The organism is Polyangium sp. 15x6, from assembly GCF_029960785.1.
Taxonomy (GTDB): domain Bacteria; phylum Myxococcota_A; class Polyangia; order Polyangiales; family Polyangiaceae; genus Polyangium.
Genome location: NZ_JASBQE010000004.1, coordinates 1 through 16,006 on the forward strand (window position 1 = coordinate 1; position 16,006 = coordinate 16,006).

13 protein-coding genes are annotated in these 16,006 nt (G+C 67.6%); 6 read left to right on the top strand and 7 right to left on the bottom strand.

Annotation, left to right across the window (positions count from 1 at the left end; translation table 11 throughout):
* On the top strand, positions 1-354 hold a 354-nt coding region (locus tag QHF83_RS04350), incomplete at its 5' end, for a transposase (protein WP_282416486.1).
* Positions 355-379: 25 nt separating this feature from the next.
* Here QHF83_RS04350 and QHF83_RS04355 read toward each other — a convergent pair.
* A complete protein-coding gene (locus QHF83_RS04355) occupies positions 380-655 on the bottom strand; it encodes a hypothetical protein (RefSeq protein WP_282416487.1) in 276 nt (91 codons plus the stop codon).
* Positions 656-791: 136 nt separating this feature from the next.
* Here QHF83_RS04355 and QHF83_RS04360 point away from each other — a divergent pair, with 136 nt between their 5' ends.
* Both QHF83_RS04360 and QHF83_RS04365 read left to right on the top strand, forming a co-directional pair.
* The gene (locus QHF83_RS04360) at positions 792-1,211 is read left to right on the top strand and encodes a hypothetical protein (RefSeq protein ID WP_282416488.1); all 420 of its coding nucleotides are present in this window, start codon (positions 792-794) and stop codon (positions 1,209-1,211) included.
* A 169-nt stretch (positions 1,212-1,380) separates the two neighbouring features.
* Entirely contained in the window at positions 1,381-2,631 is a 1,251-nt protein-coding gene (locus QHF83_RS04365) for an alkaline phosphatase PhoX (RefSeq protein WP_282416489.1), read from the top strand.
* Between the two features lie 29 nt (positions 2,632-2,660).
* Here QHF83_RS04365 and QHF83_RS04370 read toward each other — a convergent pair whose 3' ends face one another.
* From QHF83_RS04370 to QHF83_RS04385, 4 genes are all read right to left on the bottom strand, one after another.
* Positions 2,661-5,309, bottom strand: coding sequence for a hypothetical protein (locus tag QHF83_RS04370; protein ID WP_282416490.1), 2,649 nt, complete (start codon positions 5,307-5,309; stop codon positions 2,661-2,663).
* Positions 5,310-5,371: 62 nt separating this feature from the next.
* Positions 5,372-6,688 carry a PEGA domain-containing protein gene (locus QHF83_RS04375; RefSeq protein WP_282416491.1) on the bottom strand — a complete coding sequence of 439 codons (1,317 nt, stop codon included), beginning with the start codon at positions 6,686-6,688 and terminating at the stop codon, positions 5,372-5,374.
* Between the two features lie 58 nt (positions 6,689-6,746).
* Positions 6,747-8,330, bottom strand: coding sequence for a serine/threonine-protein kinase (locus QHF83_RS04380; RefSeq protein WP_282416492.1), 1,584 nt, complete (start codon positions 8,328-8,330; stop codon positions 6,747-6,749).
* An 89-nt stretch (positions 8,331-8,419) separates the two neighbouring features.
* Entirely contained in the window at positions 8,420-9,091 is a 672-nt protein-coding gene (locus QHF83_RS04385) for an START domain-containing protein (protein ID WP_282416493.1), read from the bottom strand.
* 680 nt (positions 9,092-9,771) lie between these two features.
* Here QHF83_RS04385 and QHF83_RS04390 point away from each other — a divergent pair.
* On the top strand, positions 9,772-10,263 hold the full coding sequence (locus tag QHF83_RS04390; protein ID WP_282416494.1) for a hypothetical protein: 492 nt from the start codon (positions 9,772-9,774) through the stop codon (positions 10,261-10,263).
* Between the two features lie 19 nt (positions 10,264-10,282).
* On the opposite strand, the gene QHF83_RS04395 is transcribed toward QHF83_RS04390, so the two are convergent.
* On the bottom strand, positions 10,283-10,621 hold the full coding sequence (locus tag QHF83_RS04395) for a helix-turn-helix transcriptional regulator (protein ID WP_282416495.1): 339 nt from the start codon (positions 10,619-10,621) through the stop codon (positions 10,283-10,285).
* 299 nt (positions 10,622-10,920) lie between these two features.
* A complete protein-coding gene (locus tag QHF83_RS04400) occupies positions 10,921-14,109 on the bottom strand; it encodes an amino acid adenylation domain-containing protein (protein WP_282416496.1) in 3,189 nt (1,062 codons plus the stop codon).
* Positions 14,110-14,354: 245 nt separating this feature from the next.
* Between QHF83_RS04400 and QHF83_RS04405 the strand changes: the two genes are divergently transcribed.
* Complete coding sequence (locus QHF83_RS04405) at positions 14,355-14,867, top strand: DUF1993 domain-containing protein (RefSeq protein ID WP_282416497.1); 513 nt, start codon at positions 14,355-14,357, stop codon at positions 14,865-14,867.
* 191 nt (positions 14,868-15,058) lie between these two features.
* Positions 15,059-16,000 carry a phosphotransferase gene (locus tag QHF83_RS04410; RefSeq protein ID WP_282416498.1) on the top strand — a complete coding sequence of 314 codons (942 nt, stop codon included), beginning with the start codon at positions 15,059-15,061 and terminating at the stop codon, positions 15,998-16,000.
* Positions 16,001-16,006 lie beyond the last annotated feature (6 nt).

Sequence of the window (16,006 nt, forward strand, 5' to 3'; positions counted from 1 at the left end):
CGCATTCGCTGCTTTGCGGAGACGACGTCTGTCGTGCCCGGCAGCAGCCTCGACAAGGCAATCCGCTACATGGTCGGGATGTGGAGCGGGCTCACGCGATTCCTGGAGGATGCGCGGATCCCGATCGACAACAACCATACCGAGAGAGCCGAGCGCGGCATCGTGGTGGGACGGAAGAATCACTATGGCTCACGGTCCCGTCGAGGGACCGAGGTCGCGGCGCTCTTCTATTCCTTCATCGAGAGCGCGAAGCTCTGCGGGCTCGAGCCGAAGGTCTACCTGCGCAAGGCGATTGGAGCTGCCTTGCGTGGGGAGCGCATTCCGCTGCCACACGAGGTCGCGGCTCGGGCGTAGGTCGCCAGCCTGACTGAGCGAGGGTCTATTTGTCCGCGCCGATCGCCGGCGTGAAGATGGCGATCGTGTGCACGGTTATTGTGCGGCTGCGACGAACCCGCCGAGCGCACGCCGGCGCGGCGAGCATGCGCGTGCCGCGCACGTGGCGCCTGCCATGGGCGCGGATGGTCGTCCAGACGGTGGTGGGCGAGGACTTACAGTGCTGCTCCATCTCGAGTCGTTTCGCGACGGCATCCTCAAGGTCGTCGAGGCCGGAAAAGAGCGCGGCAGCGTGGACCAGCAGCTTGTTGCGGAGCGCCATTGCGGCTATCATCCCGCCGCGCGAGTAGCGAGCAAAAACAGGTCATTCGCGTCCACCAACGGAAGCAACCGTGCAAGGTCCACGTTCCAAACGTTAAAGAGCACTCTTGGTACGTGGAACTCACAAAGGCCAAAAGATGACGCCGTACCGGGACCTGCCAGCAAACAGCGAGCAACCCATGCCGGACCGTTGGCAGCGAGCGCGTGCGGTCGCGGCGGACTACGGGCGTGACGAGGGATGGTTCGTGGAATGGCAAGGACGCCGCGTTGCCGAGCTGACGGACCCACGCTGGGAGGACATGTTCTGGGTGTCCTATCGATTCACTCTCCTGACGGATGAGCCGGAAACCGTCAGGGCAATTCAGTCGAGCGGCACGTGGGACCCCCGCGAGGTGAAGTTTCGAACACGAAACACAGACCTGCCGGCCCCCAATGCGTTCGCCAGTCACGCACCAAGAAATGGGCGAGTGACGATGCGCGCGCTGTACGTGGACCCAAACCTCACGCTGATGGAGCGGGCCTTCCTTCTGCTCCTTCGTATCGGTATCGTGAAGTGAGTCCAGGCCGGTCGCTGGACGCTCATCCCCAACATCGAGATCGTGGCGAAGCGCCGTGACAGGGAGATCCCGGTCGAGGACTTTTACGGTCTCATCACAAGAAAGCGACGATCCCTTTACGCATACGCAAGACTCGAACATCCCCTCCCAAGCCGGGTATCCTCCGCCCATGAACAAAACCCTCCCTCTCTTCTCTCGACGCGTGATCCTGCGGGGAGGCCTCGCTGGCCTCGCCGCGATGATGAGCCCCTCCCTGCTCGCGAGCTGCTCCTCGGAGGGCGGCGCTCCAGCTCCGCCGGCGACCCCCGGCGAGCCGCCGTTTGGCGTACCCATCGACGGGCCCAAGCTCGTCTCGCGCATCGCCGAGATCGGGCCGCTCGGCGATCCGGACGCGAATGGCGTCAAGCTGCCGCCTGGTTTCTCCGCGCGGATCGTCGCGCGAACGAACGCGAAACCCCTCGAGACCTCCGATTACGTTTGGCACATCGCGCCGGACGGCGGGGCGACCTTCCTCCTCGAGGATGGCGGTTACGTGTATGTATCGAACTCGGAGGTCCCCATCGCCGGCGGCGTGGGCGCGCTCCGCTTCGACGCCGCGGGAAAGCTCGTGGACGCTTATCCGATCCTGAGCATGACGAACATCAACTGCGCCGGAGGGCCGACGCCCTGGGGCACGTGGCTCTCGTGCGAGGAGGCCTCGCGGGGGCGCGTCTTCGAGTGTGATCCGCGCGGCGAACACGAGGCGATCGTCCGCCCAGCCCTCGGCATCTTCAAGCACGAGGCGGCCGCGATCGATCGGGTCAAGCACCACGTCTACCTGACCGAGGACGAGAACGACGGGTGTTTTTATCGATTCGTACCGGACAAGCTCAATCGACTCGGCTTCGCGGACATCTCGAGCGGCAAGCTTCAGGTGGCCGAGGTCGCGATGGACGGGAGCGTCAAGTGGCTGGATGTGCCGGATCCGCTCTTCGAAGGCCCGACCCCCACGCGAAAGCAGGTCGCGAGCGCGACGCTCTTCGACGGCGGAGAGGGAATCTGGTACCACCAGGGGATCGTGTACTTCTCGGCCAAGGGCGAGGGACGCGTGTACGCCTACGACACGATGACCGAGACGCTCGCCGTGATCTATGACGCGAGCCAAGCGGCGACTCCCATTCTGACGGGCGTCGACAACATCACCGTCTCGTGTTGCGGCGATGTGCTCGTGGCCGAGGATTCGGGTGACATGCAGATCGTGGCGATCTTGCCGAGCGGCGAGCTCAAGCCCATCGTGCAGGTGATGGGGCACGACAAGAGCGAGATCACGGGACCGGCGTTCGATCCTTCGGGGACGCGTCTCTACTTCAGCTCGCAGCGTGGCGATGGGAGCGGCGGCGTCACGTACGAGGTCACGGGGCCGTTCCACGCGCCTGCATAGCCGCGCGACCTCGCCGCGATCTGGCGTATTCAGCGTCGCGTACGGCGACGGCTTCGCGCGAGGGCGAGGAGAATGCCGCCCATGGGAATCAAGGCAGCGCCCGTGCCGGGGGCGGTAGAATCGCCCGCGGCCGAGCAGGTGCAGTCGCCCTCCGCGGATTCGGACGGGTTGGAAGGCGTGCCGCCACCGCTGCCGCCTTCGCCGCCCGCGCCACCGCTGCCGCCCTCGCCGCCCTCGCCGCCCTCGCCGCCCGCACCACCGCTGCCGCCCTCGCCGCCCTCGCCGCCCGCGCCACCGCTTCCGCAGGTCGGATGGGGGGTGCCCGGTTTGCAAACGCCGAGCTGGCAGGAATCGCCCACCGTGCACATATCGCTGTCATCGCACGGCGATCCATCCGGCGCCGAGGCATCGACAGGACAAGCGTCGGTGGCGCCGTCGCAGCTCTCGGCGACGTCGCAAGCACCCGCGGACACCCTGCATTCGGTGCCCGCGGCGACCTTCATATCGACGGGACAATCCGCGCTTGCCCCGTCGCAGCTCTCGGCCACGTCGCAAGCGCCCGCCGACGCGCGGCATTCGTTGCCCTGCGCCGCCTTCCCGTCCGCGGGACATGCCGTCGAGCTGCCGTCGCAGCTCTCCTCCACGTCGCAAACACCGGCCGATGCGCGGCATACGGTGCCCGCCGCGATCGCGCCGCACGTCCCATCCACCGCCGCCCCTGCAGCCACGCTGCAGGCTTGGCAGTCGCTCTCGACGCCGCCACCACAAGCGCTGTCGCAGCACACCCCATCCACGCAGAAGCCGCTCGCACACGTGGCGCCCGATGCGCAGGACGAGCCGTTGCTCGGGCCGAGTACGAACACGTAGGCCGAGCCGACGTAGTTGTCGTCCCACTTCGCCCCCACGAGTGCCGTGCTCCCCGACAGCGCGACGGAAGTGCCGAAGTTGTCGTACGACGCCCCGTCGCTCGCCAGGAGCTTCGTCTGCTGGGTCCAGGTGGCCCCGCTGCGCACGAATACATAGGCCGCGCCGGCGCCGCTCCCCTTGTCGTCGTCCCCGTACGCCCCCACGAGCGCCGTGTCCCCCGACAGCGCGACCGAATGGCCGAAGTAGTCGCCCTCCGCCCCGTCGCTCGCCAGGAGCTTCGTCTGCTGGGTCCAGGTGGCCCCGCTGCGCTCGAACGCATAGACCGAGCCGGAGCTGGTCCCCTTGTCGGCGTCATTGTACGCCCCCACGAGCGCCGTGTCCCCCGACAGCGCGACGGAATAGCCGAAGTAGTCGGCCCCCGCCCCGTCGCTCGCCAGGACCTTCGCCTGCTGGGTCCAGGTGGCCCCGCTGCGCACGAACACATAGGCCGAGCCGGAGTCGGTCCCCTGGTCGTCGTCATGGGGCGCCCCCACGAGCGCCGTGTCCCCCGACAGCGCGACCGAAAGGCCGAAGTAGTCGACCGCCGTCCCGTCGCTCGCCAGGAGCTTTGCCTGCTGGGTCCAGGTGGCCCCGCTGCGCACGAACACGTAGGCCGAGCCGGCCGAGGGCGCCTGGGTATCGTCCGCCCATGCCCCCACGAGCGCCGTGTCCCCCGACAGCGCGACCGAATTGCCGAACCCCCCAACAAGGCTCGCTCCGACGAGCTTTGCCTGCTGGGTCCAGGTGGCCCCGCTGCGCACGAACACGTAGGCCGCGGAGGCGGAGGGCGCCCCCACGATCGCCGTGTCCCCTGACAGCGTGACCGAAGCGCCGAACCGGTGCTCCGTTGCCCCGTCGCTCGCCACGAGCTTCGCCTGCTGGGTCCAGGTGGCCCCGCTGCGCACGAACACGTAGGCCGAGCCGGAGTCCTTCCCGTAGGCGTCGTCCGCGTCTGCCCCGACGATCGCCGTGTCCCCGAACAGCGCGACCGAACTGCCGAAGTAGGAGAAGAAGTCGTTCGGTTTATGATCGCTCGCCACGAGCTTCGCCTGCTGAACCCCGATCAGCGGATCGATCTCCACCGGATACGCCGCCCCCTCATCGTCGACGTGCAGCGTGATCTCCCCCGCCTCCACGGTCATCCACGCCGTGAGTGGCTTCCCCTTTGCGTCCTTTGCGAACAGGTCCGTATACGACAGCGCCACCCGGCCCTCGGCATCCAACAGCCGAATCGCCTCGCCGCGCCCGTCTCCGTCCGCGTCGTCGAGCTCCGCGCGCAGCGCGCCGCCGAGCGCGAGCTTCACCTCCTTCGTCCCGACGCACCCAGGCGCGCGCTCGAGGACAAACCCTTGCTCGAGTCCCAGCGGGCCGTTCAGATACCAGGCGGAGAGCTCGGGGTGCGTGTACGAAATCCGATTCCCCGACGCCACCGGCTCGACCTCGGAGACCGGCGCCGCCACCCCCTCGCAGCCGAGGGACGCCGTGCGCATTTCGAGCGACCAAGGTTTTTCCTTGGACGAGAGCACCACGCCTCCGCGGGAGAGCGTCGTCACGAAGCCCGAAGCCTCGTTCTCTGCCGCGATACGCCCCGGCTCCGCCACCCTCGCCCCATACGCCGCCGAAGCTCCCGACTGCACCGCCGCGATGTACGCCGCGCGCAGCTCCTTCGGGACGACGGTCGACGTCGCCTGTGCGGGCTTCGTCGATGGTTCGGATGGGCTATCGGGAAGGGTGTCGGAGCCGCAGGACGCGACGACCGTCGAGAAGGCCACGGCCGTGATAGGCCGGAGCCACGGAGTGGACAAGACCGTAGAGCTGCGCATTCTTTTTGGGATCAATCGAGCGAGAGGTACGTGAACGTCACCGATTGGTGGAAATCATTCCGGGCGTGCCCGAACCGTAGCCCCTGATTGAACGAGATCTCGTATTGACGTCGATCCCCGGCGCACATGGAGAGGAGCGACCATTCCGGGCCCACGGACGCCCCGAAGAGCACCGGGTCCTGCTGCAGATCCGCCACGAACCCAGCCGAGAGCCCCGCGGCCGACGAGAACCACGGGCTCCAGTTGACACGGAGCATCGCCGGCACGACGACGGAGACCTGGGTCACCTGATACTCCGGATCTTCGACGAATCGGTGCATGACGGTCAGCGTGCCGCCCGTCCGGAAATCGAACATCGGCGTGATGCCGATGTTCATCACGAAACCCGCCGCCGCGCCGAACATGAGCGCGCCGCCTTCGGTATACACCGCCATCCCGGGGCTGAACGACCCACCGAAATGGAGGCCTTTGCGGTGCCGCGCCACCTCATCCATGGGAGACGGCCGAAACTCCACGCGTTCGGTCTTGCCGGCGGCGACGGTCGCCTGCTTTTTTTCGTTCGTGCCGCCCGGATATTGGATCTCGACGTCGTGCACGCCCGCCGTGACGGGCACCTCCAGCGGCGTTGCGCCCACGGCTTTCCCGTCGATGAAGACGTTCCCCTCGTGCGCGGTGCTCTCGATGCGGAGCTTCCCGCCGCCCTGGATCGCCTGCGTGGGCAAGGCCGGCGGCGGCGTCTTGCCATCGGCCGGGACGAGCTTGAGCGTGACCTTCTCGTTCGCGCCTTCCTTCACGTTGACCGTCGTGCTCGCGGGATGAAATCCGCTCGCGGAGACGGTAATCGTATGGGAGCCCGGATTGACCTTGCGTGGAGCGGAGAGCGCCGCGGCCGGTATCGACGCGCCGTCCACGGCCACGGTGGCAACGTCGCTCGAGGCGCCGTCCAGTACGATGAGCAGGGACGGGATCCGCGGCGTGAGCTTCTGCGCGAGATCCGCGGCCTCTTCACGGGCTTTCGCGAATGCCGCCGGCTCCTTGTCGTCCTTGGGGTGACGTGACACCTGCAATAAAGTGTCGCGTGCCTCGACCAGCAGCCCGCGCTCGATCTGGGCTTTGGCGAGCGGAAGGCCCGTGGACGGGACCTGCATGATCGCGTGCGCCGCCTGATAAGCCTTGAGGGCGCCTGCGTAGTCCCTCGTGGCAAACTTCGCGTCGCCCTCTTTCATGAGGTTTCGGGCGGTCTCCTTGTCCGCCGAGGAGGGCTCCGCGGCCGCGAGGGGCGAGGCGAGGAGCGCCGTCGTGGCGAAAAACGCCGCGGCTCTCGACACCCTCGCAAAACCCCTGAAGAAACGTACCAGCGTGACGCGACTCGAAATCACCGACCGTTCAGAATCCATAGTCCTTCTCGGGTAGCGGAGTGCTTCGCGGCGTGCCGCCCGGCTTCGCCGACGGCTTCGGGCTTGCCGCCGGCGCGGACGCACTCGGAGCGGAGGCATTGGGCGCGGACGCGCTCGGCGCGGACGCACTCGACGCGGACGCGCTTGGCGCGGGCGTACTCGGGGCGAGCTCCACGCGGCTCGAGACCGGCGTGACCACAGGCGGGACCTTGTTGTCATTCGTGGTCGCGCTCGCGGGCGCCGCGGTCACACCGGGGTCGCTTTCAATGGCCGGCGTCGACCCACCGGCGAGCGGTGTCACGGGGCGCTTCAGGTAGACAAACCCCAGCGCGCCCGCACCAACGAGGCTCACCACCGCCGCGGCGATCACGGCCAGGCGCCGCCCCGAACCCTGCCGCCCCGACCCGTGGGCGGGAGCCTCACCGACGTACGTCGTCGCCGATGCGGCCCCCCCGATCGAGCTCGGATCCTTCTCCGTGTGTCGGGGGCTCGCGCCTTTGACGTCATGCGAGGAAGCCCCCGTGGAGAGGCTCTCGTCGTCGCCCGATGCTTCGCTCGTCGATGAAAACGTCCTGTAGTCGTGCTCGAGGACGGTAACTTTTTCTTCCTGCCGTACGCTCCCTCCGACCATGGATCCACCCGCGGTCGATTCTCCACGGGTGATGTGGCGCGAAGGCGGATCGCCCGCGTTGTGAGGAGCACGCGTGAGGGAAGGCGACGACGTCCTGCCGAGGGCGCCGTAGAGCGCGTTTGCCATCTCCCGGGCCGAGCCGAAACGCGCCGCGGGGTCGTGCGCCAAGGCCTGCTTGCACCATTCGTCGACCTCGGCCGGGATGGTGCCCACGATCTTGCTCGGCGGAACGAAGCGCCCCGCTTGCATGGCCAGGAACAATGCGCCGATCCCGTTTTCGTCCGTGAACGGGAGCTTCCCCGTCATCGCGCGGTAGGCGACGACCCCCAAGGACCAGAGATCGGCGCGGAAATCCACGCTCTTGGCGTTGAGAAGTTGCTCGGGGCTCGCGTAGAGGATCGTCCCCACGATCATCCCGGTGCTCGTCACGTCGCTCGATTCCCCGCCACCCGGCTTCGCAATGCCGAAGTCGAGCACTTTGACGAACAGATCTCCCTCCGTGTCGAGGAGGAAGATGTTGCTCGGCTTGACGTCACGATGGACGATTCCGAGCCGATGGGCCTTGCCGAGCGCCTTGCAGGTCTGCGAGACGATCTTGGCGACTTCGTCGAGGGGCAGGGGGCCCTCTCGTTTGATGCGCGCCGACAGGTCTTCCCCATCGAGCAGCTCCATGACCATGTACGGGGTCCCATCGCCCGTAATACCGTGGTCGTGGATATTTACGATGTGGGGGCTCCCTATCTGGGCCGCGCTCGTGGCCTCGCGCTGGAAGCGCATCCGCGTCGCTGGATCGCCGGCGTGTACATCCGAAACGAACTTGACCGCGACCTGCGTTTTGAGCCCGAGGTGGTCCGCGACCCACACGCTTCCCATGCCGCCCCTGCCGAGCAGGCGCACGAGCTTCACGTGCTTCGAGACCGAATATCCGGGACCGAGCCCCATGTACAAACGACTAACACAGCTCTCGGCCGGCAAGCTATTTTCGTCAACGCGCTGGCGGGAGAGCGCGGGGCCCGGGACGCGCGCGTGCGTCAGCGGTAGTTCGGCAGCTCTTTCTTGAGCCGAACGACGAAGTCGATGATGTCGTCCTTGGCCTGGCCCTTCCCGAGCCACGAAGGGACGGAGCCCGCGACGTCGAGGTGGAAGCGGTAGACGGCGCGGGTGCCCTTGCCGTCGGGCTCGAGCCGCCAGCCGCCTTCGTGCGCGGTCACGCGGACCACGTCGGCCACGGGCTTCGGCCCGCGCTCGTTGGCGGTGGCGAAGCGCATCCAGAGGATCGAGCCCTCGGCGCCCCAGGTGACCTGGATGGTGTAGTCGCGATCGTCGATGACCGGGAGGTCGAGCCGCTGATAGACCAAGAGAGAGTCGGCGCTGCGTGCGAGGACCTTGTTCTCCTTGAGGTGCTCTTGCCACTTCTGGTGGTTCGAGTAATCGAGCAGCGCGCGGCGCACCTGATCGGGCGGCGCCGGGAGGTTTGCCTCGGTCGCGAACTCGATGCCGGCGCGCTTCTCGCGGCGGTGGACGCGGACGCCCTTCTCTTCGCCGAGGAGCGTGAACCCCTCCGACGCGAGCGAGCTCGCGGGCGCCGGAGCGCGTCCCTGCGACGGTGCCCCCGCCTGCGCGGGCGAGGGCGGGGGAGGCTCGGCCGACGCGGCCAAGGGCACGAGGGAGACCAGGAAGGCGAAAAAGGTCCAGCGTCTCATTCGTCTGTGTCCTCGAAGTAGGTGTGGACAAAAGAGGTTCGACCACCGGCGCCCGAGGGGACTCCACGGCTCCCCCCTCCAGCGGCGAGCAGCCCTGTGTGCTGGCGCCCGCGGATGGAGCGTAAACGAAACGGACAGTCATGTCCACTTGTGTCCAGGAGTAGATCCGCGGCGTGATCGACGCTGGTGGCATCCTCTCCTCACCCTCCCCACCCAGGTTCGTCCCGGTGCTCCGCTTTCCCAGGACGTGGTCCGGACATTCCCGCGCGACCTCTCGACGCGTGCCCCACCCCTCTCGCACCACACCTCCAAGACAGTCGCACCACACCTCCAAGACAGTCGCCCCACCCCCGCCGCCCACTCCCACCCCGTCGCACATTCACTCCGGACAATCCCCGAAACATGTCCGAATTTGTCCGGATTTGTCCGGACATCTCCCCGTGACCTCTCTCACCTCTCGCCGCCCACAGTCCGGCGCCTCCATCCCCGAAAACCCTTTCCTTCTCCGCCACATCCGCACTTCGCCCCTCGAAACCTCGACCTCACCCCCGCCCGAATCCCACCACCGTTGTCGCTGGCATCCCCCTTGCACAAAGCTCCCGCACACACCGACGGCATCCACGTCGGACTCTCAATCGACGCACCATCACCCTTCCCCTGCGGAAGAGGAGACCATCCCCATGAGTGACTCCAAGCATCCCAAGCCCGGCGATCGCAGCATCGACGTCACCGATATCGACCTCGTCGACATCACCCCCGACTACATCGCCCGGTTGAGCAAGCTCCGCGATGGGCACCCGAGCGCCATCGAGGCCATTCTGCTCGCGGCCCCCGCGGCTCGACAGCGGGCCGGACTCAGTGAGCCCGAGGTCGTCGAGCTCGGAGCGGACTGGGAAGTGTCCAAGCGCATCGACGAGGTCTTGCCCGCGGTGGAGAAGCTCCTCGAGCTCCTCCACGAGACACGCCTCCTCCGGAATCACGCCATTGCATTCCGCCTCGGCGAGATGGCGCATCAGGTGCGGCGCCGGGCCGATCGGCTACCGAATGGTACAGAGGTGGCGGCCCCGTTCGAGCCGCTCCTCGCGTATCACTTCGCCGTCGGCCAGAAGATCGCCGCGATGCGCGAAAAGAACAAGAAGGAGGCGGAGCAGACCAAGCCCTCCCCGGCCTGACCCACAGGCCCCCGCCTCCTCAGGCCCTCATCTGTTTCAGCATCTCCCGCACCTCCGAGAGCTCGCGCGATCGTATGTCCGGCGGTAGCTTCCTCCAGCGCTCCACCAGCCGCGCCATCGGGTCTTCGTCCGGGAACGTGACCAGGATCATCGGCTGCACGCCGAGCGCTTGCGCAATCTGAACCAGCGTCCCGAAGTTGATTCGCACGAGCCCCTGCTCGATGCTCGACAGGTGCCCCTTGTTGAGCCCACTCTCCTTGGCGAGCTCGCTCAGGTTCATGACTCGTTCGGCTCGGAGCAGGCGGATCCGGGCGCCAATCTTGGCGGAGATGGGGTCGGGGGTCGTCCTTCGCGGCATGGGGTCTCCTCGGGCACATCGGTCGGGGGTTGCCCCGACAGACTCCCCCTTACCACCTTCAGCCCCCTCGACAAACGATTTTCGGTTGTCGGGGCACACGGGCGGGCGGCCCCTGGCGGACCGCCCGTCTCGGTTTGTCCACGGTTACCACTCGGCCCGCCGGCGTGTTGCATGCACCACGGAGCGCTTGGCTGTTGACATCCCGCCCGAGGTGAGGGGTGGGGGCTCCCTCCGCAGCCCGGAGGCGCGCTCGACGGCGTCGCCGCCGCCGCCCTCCTCATGCCCGTGGGCCCCCCGCGTCACCCCGCCGTCGCCCTGAGATACGGAAATGCAGGGATCGTGAGGTAAAGCCGCGCGCGTTGCACGTTCGTGAAGGACGGCTCGATCCCGAGCTCCGCGAAGACCTCGCCCATGATCCGGCTCCGATCGAACCGCTCGTGGATCGCGCGCACCGAGTCGTCCGGGACCGACGCCGGATACCGGATCGACCTCGGCGCGACGTGGAAGCGGCCGTCGGGGCCACGAATGTAGCTCCGCTGCTCCGTGACCGCGCGCTCGAACCGCGTTTGCAGGAATGCGGCGTTGAGCTCCTGCTCCGACCTCCGCGGCCTCGGCGCGTCCCTGCGCTGCAGATAGAACCACAGCATCGGCGACTTTTCGTGCATCAGGAGGTTCGACACGCGCCACCGGTCGAGGTCGGGCATCTTGTCGTAAAGGCGCTGGATGTCGGGGTCGGAGAAGGACATCTCCCAGGAGATGCTCTCCGCTCGGTACTTGGCATACAGGCTGATGCAGGGGCGGACGAGCTCGAGGTGGCAGCCCTCCGCCATTTCGGCCAGCGAATCGACGGTGTAGCTGTGCTCGACCGGGTTGATGAGCAGGTCGGCAAAGTCGGACTCCTCCCAGTCCCGGTGGCGGCTGATGAACCGCGCCATCGTATTGTCGAGCGCGAATCCCGAGGCGAGCCGCCTGGCCACGGCATAGTCGTTCGCCGACAGCCCACGCGTCATGATCCGGATCGCCTTCTGGAACGCGCTCGTGATCGTCCGGTGAAACCGGTTGTAGACGAGCAGCTCCAGCAGGCCGTCGGGCTTCATCGCGCGTGACAACCGCGAGAGCGCGTGAGCGGGATCGTAGGTGTGGTGAATGACGCCCGTGCACACGACGTGGTCGAACGCGCCCTCGTAGGGCGCATCATTGATGCTCTCCAGCTCGAGCTCCAGGTTCTTCACGCCGAGCTCGGCTGCGCTCTCCGCGCAGATTTCGAGCGACTTGGTCGACAGATCGGTCCCGAGCACCCGGGCCTTCGGGAAGCGCAGGGCCGTCAAGAGGGCCTGGTTGGTCCCGCACCCGGCGACCCAGATCGACGCCTCCCTGGGCAGGGTGCGATGCTGGTAATCGCCGACCTCCTGGCTCACCATGACCGTCTCGAAATCGGGGTCCGCGAGCGTCTCGAATTTGGAACAATTCCACGGCCAGGGAAAACGGCTGTAGAAGTCGCCGACCATGTCGTCGACCGCGGCGATGGACTCGGCGGACGCGAGGTTTTCCTCGTCGCTGCTCTTGCCCGCCCGCGCGCCCGGCGAGGCGCGCCGTTCTGCCTCCGCGAGGTCGAACGGGAGCGCCGGGAGGGCGGGCGGCGGCTCCGCGGGCGCCTCGTCGCCCCCGAGGCGCACGGCCGCGCTCGCGCGCGCTTGCTCGATGCTGCGGGCGAGCGCGGCGATCGTCCGGTTCTCGAAGATGCTGCGCATGTTGAGGTCGATGCCGAAGGATTCACGGATCTGCAGGATGATCCGGTTGCCGAGCAAGGAGTGCCCGCCGAGCTCGAAGAAATCGTCGTCGATGCCCACGTGCGAGAGCCCGAGCGAGCGAGCCCATATCGATGCGAGCTCGATCTCCGCGGGCGTGCGCGGCGGCGCCGACGCGCTCCCCACCGTTCGCCGCACGTCTTCGAGGGACGGCAAAGCGGCCGTGTCCACCTTCCCATTCGAGGTGAGCGGCAGGCTGGGCACGTGGACGAAAAAGCTCGGGACGATGTCCTGGCTGACGAGCGAGGTCATGAAGCTGCGCAGGACGCCGGGCGCGAGCGGCATTTCGGACGTGTAATAAGCGACGAGGGCGCCAGGGCCGCTCTCGTCCTCCCGGAGCACGACGACGCTGTCGCGCACCTCCGGGTGCCGCAGGAGGAGCGCCCGCATCCCCGCGAGCTCGACGCGATGGCCGGCGAATTTGATCTGCGTGTCGCTGCGACCGAGAAATTCGAGATCACCCTCCGGGAGTCGCCGCGCGAGATCGCCCGTCTTGTAGAGGATCTCGGATGGCGCCCGAGGGTTCTCGAGGAAGCTCCCCTTCGCCTCGATCGGCTCACCGATGTAGCCCGTCGCCAGACAATCGCCGGCGAGGTAGAGCTCGCCGATGGCGCCGTCCGGCACCGGCGCGCGCGACGGGTCGAGGACATGAGCCCGCGTATTCGGCAGCGGCCGGCCGATGGGGACGCTGTCGAGCATGTCCCGGTGCGGATCGAATTTGTGGACGATGCAGCCCACGGTCGCCTCCGTGGGGCCGTATTCGTTGAAAATCTCGAGGTGGGGCCCGAAGCTCTCCAGGGCACGCCGCGCGAGCTTCGTCGAGAGCGCCTCGCCCCCCACGATCATGCGCTGGACACGGCTGCTCCGGTTGTCGCGCGAAACGACGAGCGAGAGATGGCTCGGGGTGAGCTTGACGATGTCGATGCGCTCGTCGCGGACGGCGGCCATCAGGGACGCGATGGGCGACGAGCCTGGATACACGACGATGCGGCCGCCCGTGAGCAGCGGGACGAAGAGGGACGTCACCGTCAGATCGAAGGCCAGCGACGAATACAAGGGAAACGTCGCGGCGCCCGCGCCGGCGTAGAGCTCCTTCGCGCACCAGGCATAACTCGTGAGGGCGCGGTGCGGGATCACCACGCCCTTGGGATCCCCGGTGGTGCCCGAGGTATAGATGACGTACGCAGGGTCCTCGGGGGAGGGGACGGCCGGGAGGGGCGCGTCCTCGGCCGGGTCCCGCAAAAGCTCCGGGAGAAAGGCCACGCGCGCGGGGATCTCGCCGAGCCCCTGCGAGAGCGACGGCTCGGTCAGGAGGACCGAGAGGTCGGCGTCGCCCACGATGAACCTGGTGCGGGCGTGCGGATGCGTCGGATCCAGCGGCACGTACGCGGCGCCCGCCTTCAAAATGCCCAGAATGGCCACGGGGACATCCGCCGCGGGGTCGAGGAGAATGCCGACTTTGCTCCCCGGCCCGATGCCCCAGCGTCGGAGCCTGCACGAAAGCCTGTTCGCTCGCTCGGCGAGCTCCGCATACGTGAGGTTCACCTGCCCGCAGGTGACGGCGACCGCGCGCGGGGTCCGCTCCACCTGCTGCTCGAAGAGCCGGTGCACCGGCTCTGCCCGGGGATATTGCGCTGCGCTGTGATCCTGATTGAAACGTGAAGTCGTCCGCTCGTTCATCACATCACCGTCCCGTCCCACCCCGCCTCGCGCGCACCAACGGAACAGAGTCTTCCTTCCTGTCAAGGGAGGAGCAGGAAATCGCAATGCGGTGGATATGGCGTCCAATGACCACGCCGAGCGTCGGCACAGCGGACGTGCGAGGGACGGGCCCCAGCTCGGGTCCGACGCTCGGCTCGCGCGCCACCCTTTGGCATATCCGCGGCGCGTGCTACACCCGTCCCGCTCTACCCAGGAGACGAACCATGAACCTCTACGATCCTTTCGTTCCGCAACTCATCCAGACCGTGGGCCAGGCGCGCGCGTGGCTCGACAAGGCCCAGGCGCTCGCCGAGCAAAAGAAGTTCGACATCAACGTGCTCCTCGGCTGTCGCCTCGCGCCGGATCAGTATCCGCTCGTGAGGCAGTTCCAGGCCGTCAGCGACGGGGCCAAGTTCACGGCCGCGCGCCTCGCCGGGGTCACGCCGCCCGTCTTCGAGGACAACGAGAAGACCGTCGACGAGATCCGCGCCCGCCTCGACAGGACGATCGAGTGGCTGAAGACGCTCGAGCCCGCGCAGTTCGAGGGCGCCGAGGCCCGCACCATCACCCTGCCGTTCGCGCCGGGCAAGGGGCTCAAGGGCATGGACTTCCTCGTCAAGATGGCCCTGCCAAACCTCTACTTCCACGCCGCCACGGCTTACTCGATCCTTCGCCACAACGGCGTGGACGTGGGCAAGCTCGACTTCATCGGCGCTCTGCCGTTCTTCGACGTCTGACGTCGCTCCGCCCATCCCGCCGGACGACGGCCCTCCGCGGGCGTCCGTAGAAAGCACGCATCACCCCCCCACTTGCCGCTCTCGCGCCCGAGCACGGTCACGATCGCCGGATCGCGAGGACGGGCCGCCCCAAACGTGACACCCTGACGCACGCACGGGCCGCAATCCCTTCCCCGTCGAGCGAGCCGATCATGATCCTCGAAGACCTCCTTCCCCCGGACCTCAGAGGCCCCAACACCACGATCACCCCGATCGCCGCGGGGCTCTCGGGCGCCGGCGTCCACCGCGTCGACGCGGCGGGACAGGCGTTCGTGCTCAAGGTCGCCGCGGAGAGCGAGAGCGCCGAGGATTGGCGGAGTACGCTCCACATCCAGCGGCTCGCCGCAGACGCGGGGCTCGCGCCTCGGGTCATCCACGTCGACGAGCCGCGGCGCGCGGTCCTCACCGAATTCGTCGTCGACCGTTCGTTCGCGGCCTTTTATCGGGATCCGCGGACCCACGAAGCCGCGCTCACCCTGCTCGGCCGCACCGTGCGCCGCATCCACGCGCTCCCGATTCCCGGCGTCGCGCCCATGCGTGATCCCCGCGAGTTCCTCACCCAGCTATGGAACCAGGTCCTTTCCGGCTTCCCCCTCCCGGGTTTCATCGCCCGTGCCGTCGAGCGCGTGCTCGCCGAGCCTCCTCCGGTACGTGAGGGCGCCCTGGTCCTCGGCCACAACGACCTCAATCCCTCGAATTTCGTCTATGACGGGGAGGCGATCCTGGTGCTCGATTGGGCCGCCGCCGGGCCGATGGACGCGTATTACGATCTCGCGGTGATCGCCGTCTTCCTGCGCATGGACGGGGGCACCTGCCTGCGCCTGCTCTCGGCCTACGACGGCGCGCCGATCGCCGAGCTCCCGAAGCGCTTTCTGTACATGCGCCGGCTGGCGGCGGCGCTCGCCGGCGCGATGCAGCTCTTCCTCGCCTGCCAGATGAACCACGCGGGGGCCACCGGCGCCGAGACGCCCGAATCGACGCTCTCGCTCGGCGAATTCTATCAGCGAATGATGACCGGCGCGCTGAAGCTCGGCACGGCGGAGGGGCAGTGGGCGTTTGGTCTCGCGCTGCTGAAGGAGTGCATCACCCTCTGAGCCGCT

Bases quoted from the DNA above. Each gene is read 5' to 3' on its own strand.
- QHF83_RS04390 (WP_282416494.1), top strand. From the start codon at position 9,772: ATGAGTGACTCCAAGCATCCCAAGCCCGGCGATCGCAGCATCGACGTC.
- QHF83_RS04385 (WP_282416493.1), bottom strand. From the start codon at position 9,091: ATGAGACGCTGGACCTTTTTCGCCTTCCTGGTCTCCCTCGTGCCCTTG.
- QHF83_RS04360 (WP_282416488.1), top strand. From the start codon at position 792: ATGACGCCGTACCGGGACCTGCCAGCAAACAGCGAGCAACCCATGCCG.
- QHF83_RS04365 (WP_282416489.1), top strand. From the start codon at position 1,381: ATGAACAAAACCCTCCCTCTCTTCTCTCGACGCGTGATCCTGCGGGGA.
- QHF83_RS04405 (WP_282416497.1), top strand. From the start codon at position 14,355: ATGAACCTCTACGATCCTTTCGTTCCGCAACTCATCCAGACCGTGGGC.
- QHF83_RS04395 (WP_282416495.1), bottom strand. From the start codon at position 10,621: ATGCCGCGAAGGACGACCCCCGACCCCATCTCCGCCAAGATTGGCGCC.
- QHF83_RS04355 (WP_282416487.1), bottom strand. From the start codon at position 655: ATGGCGCTCCGCAACAAGCTGCTGGTCCACGCTGCCGCGCTCTTTTCC.
- QHF83_RS04380 (WP_282416492.1), bottom strand. From the start codon at position 8,330: ATGGGGCTCGGTCCCGGATATTCGGTCTCGAAGCACGTGAAGCTCGTG.
- QHF83_RS04400 (WP_282416496.1), bottom strand. From the start codon at position 14,109: ATGAACGAGCGGACGACTTCACGTTTCAATCAGGATCACAGCGCAGCG.
- QHF83_RS04410 (WP_282416498.1), top strand. From the start codon at position 15,059: ATGATCCTCGAAGACCTCCTTCCCCCGGACCTCAGAGGCCCCAACACC.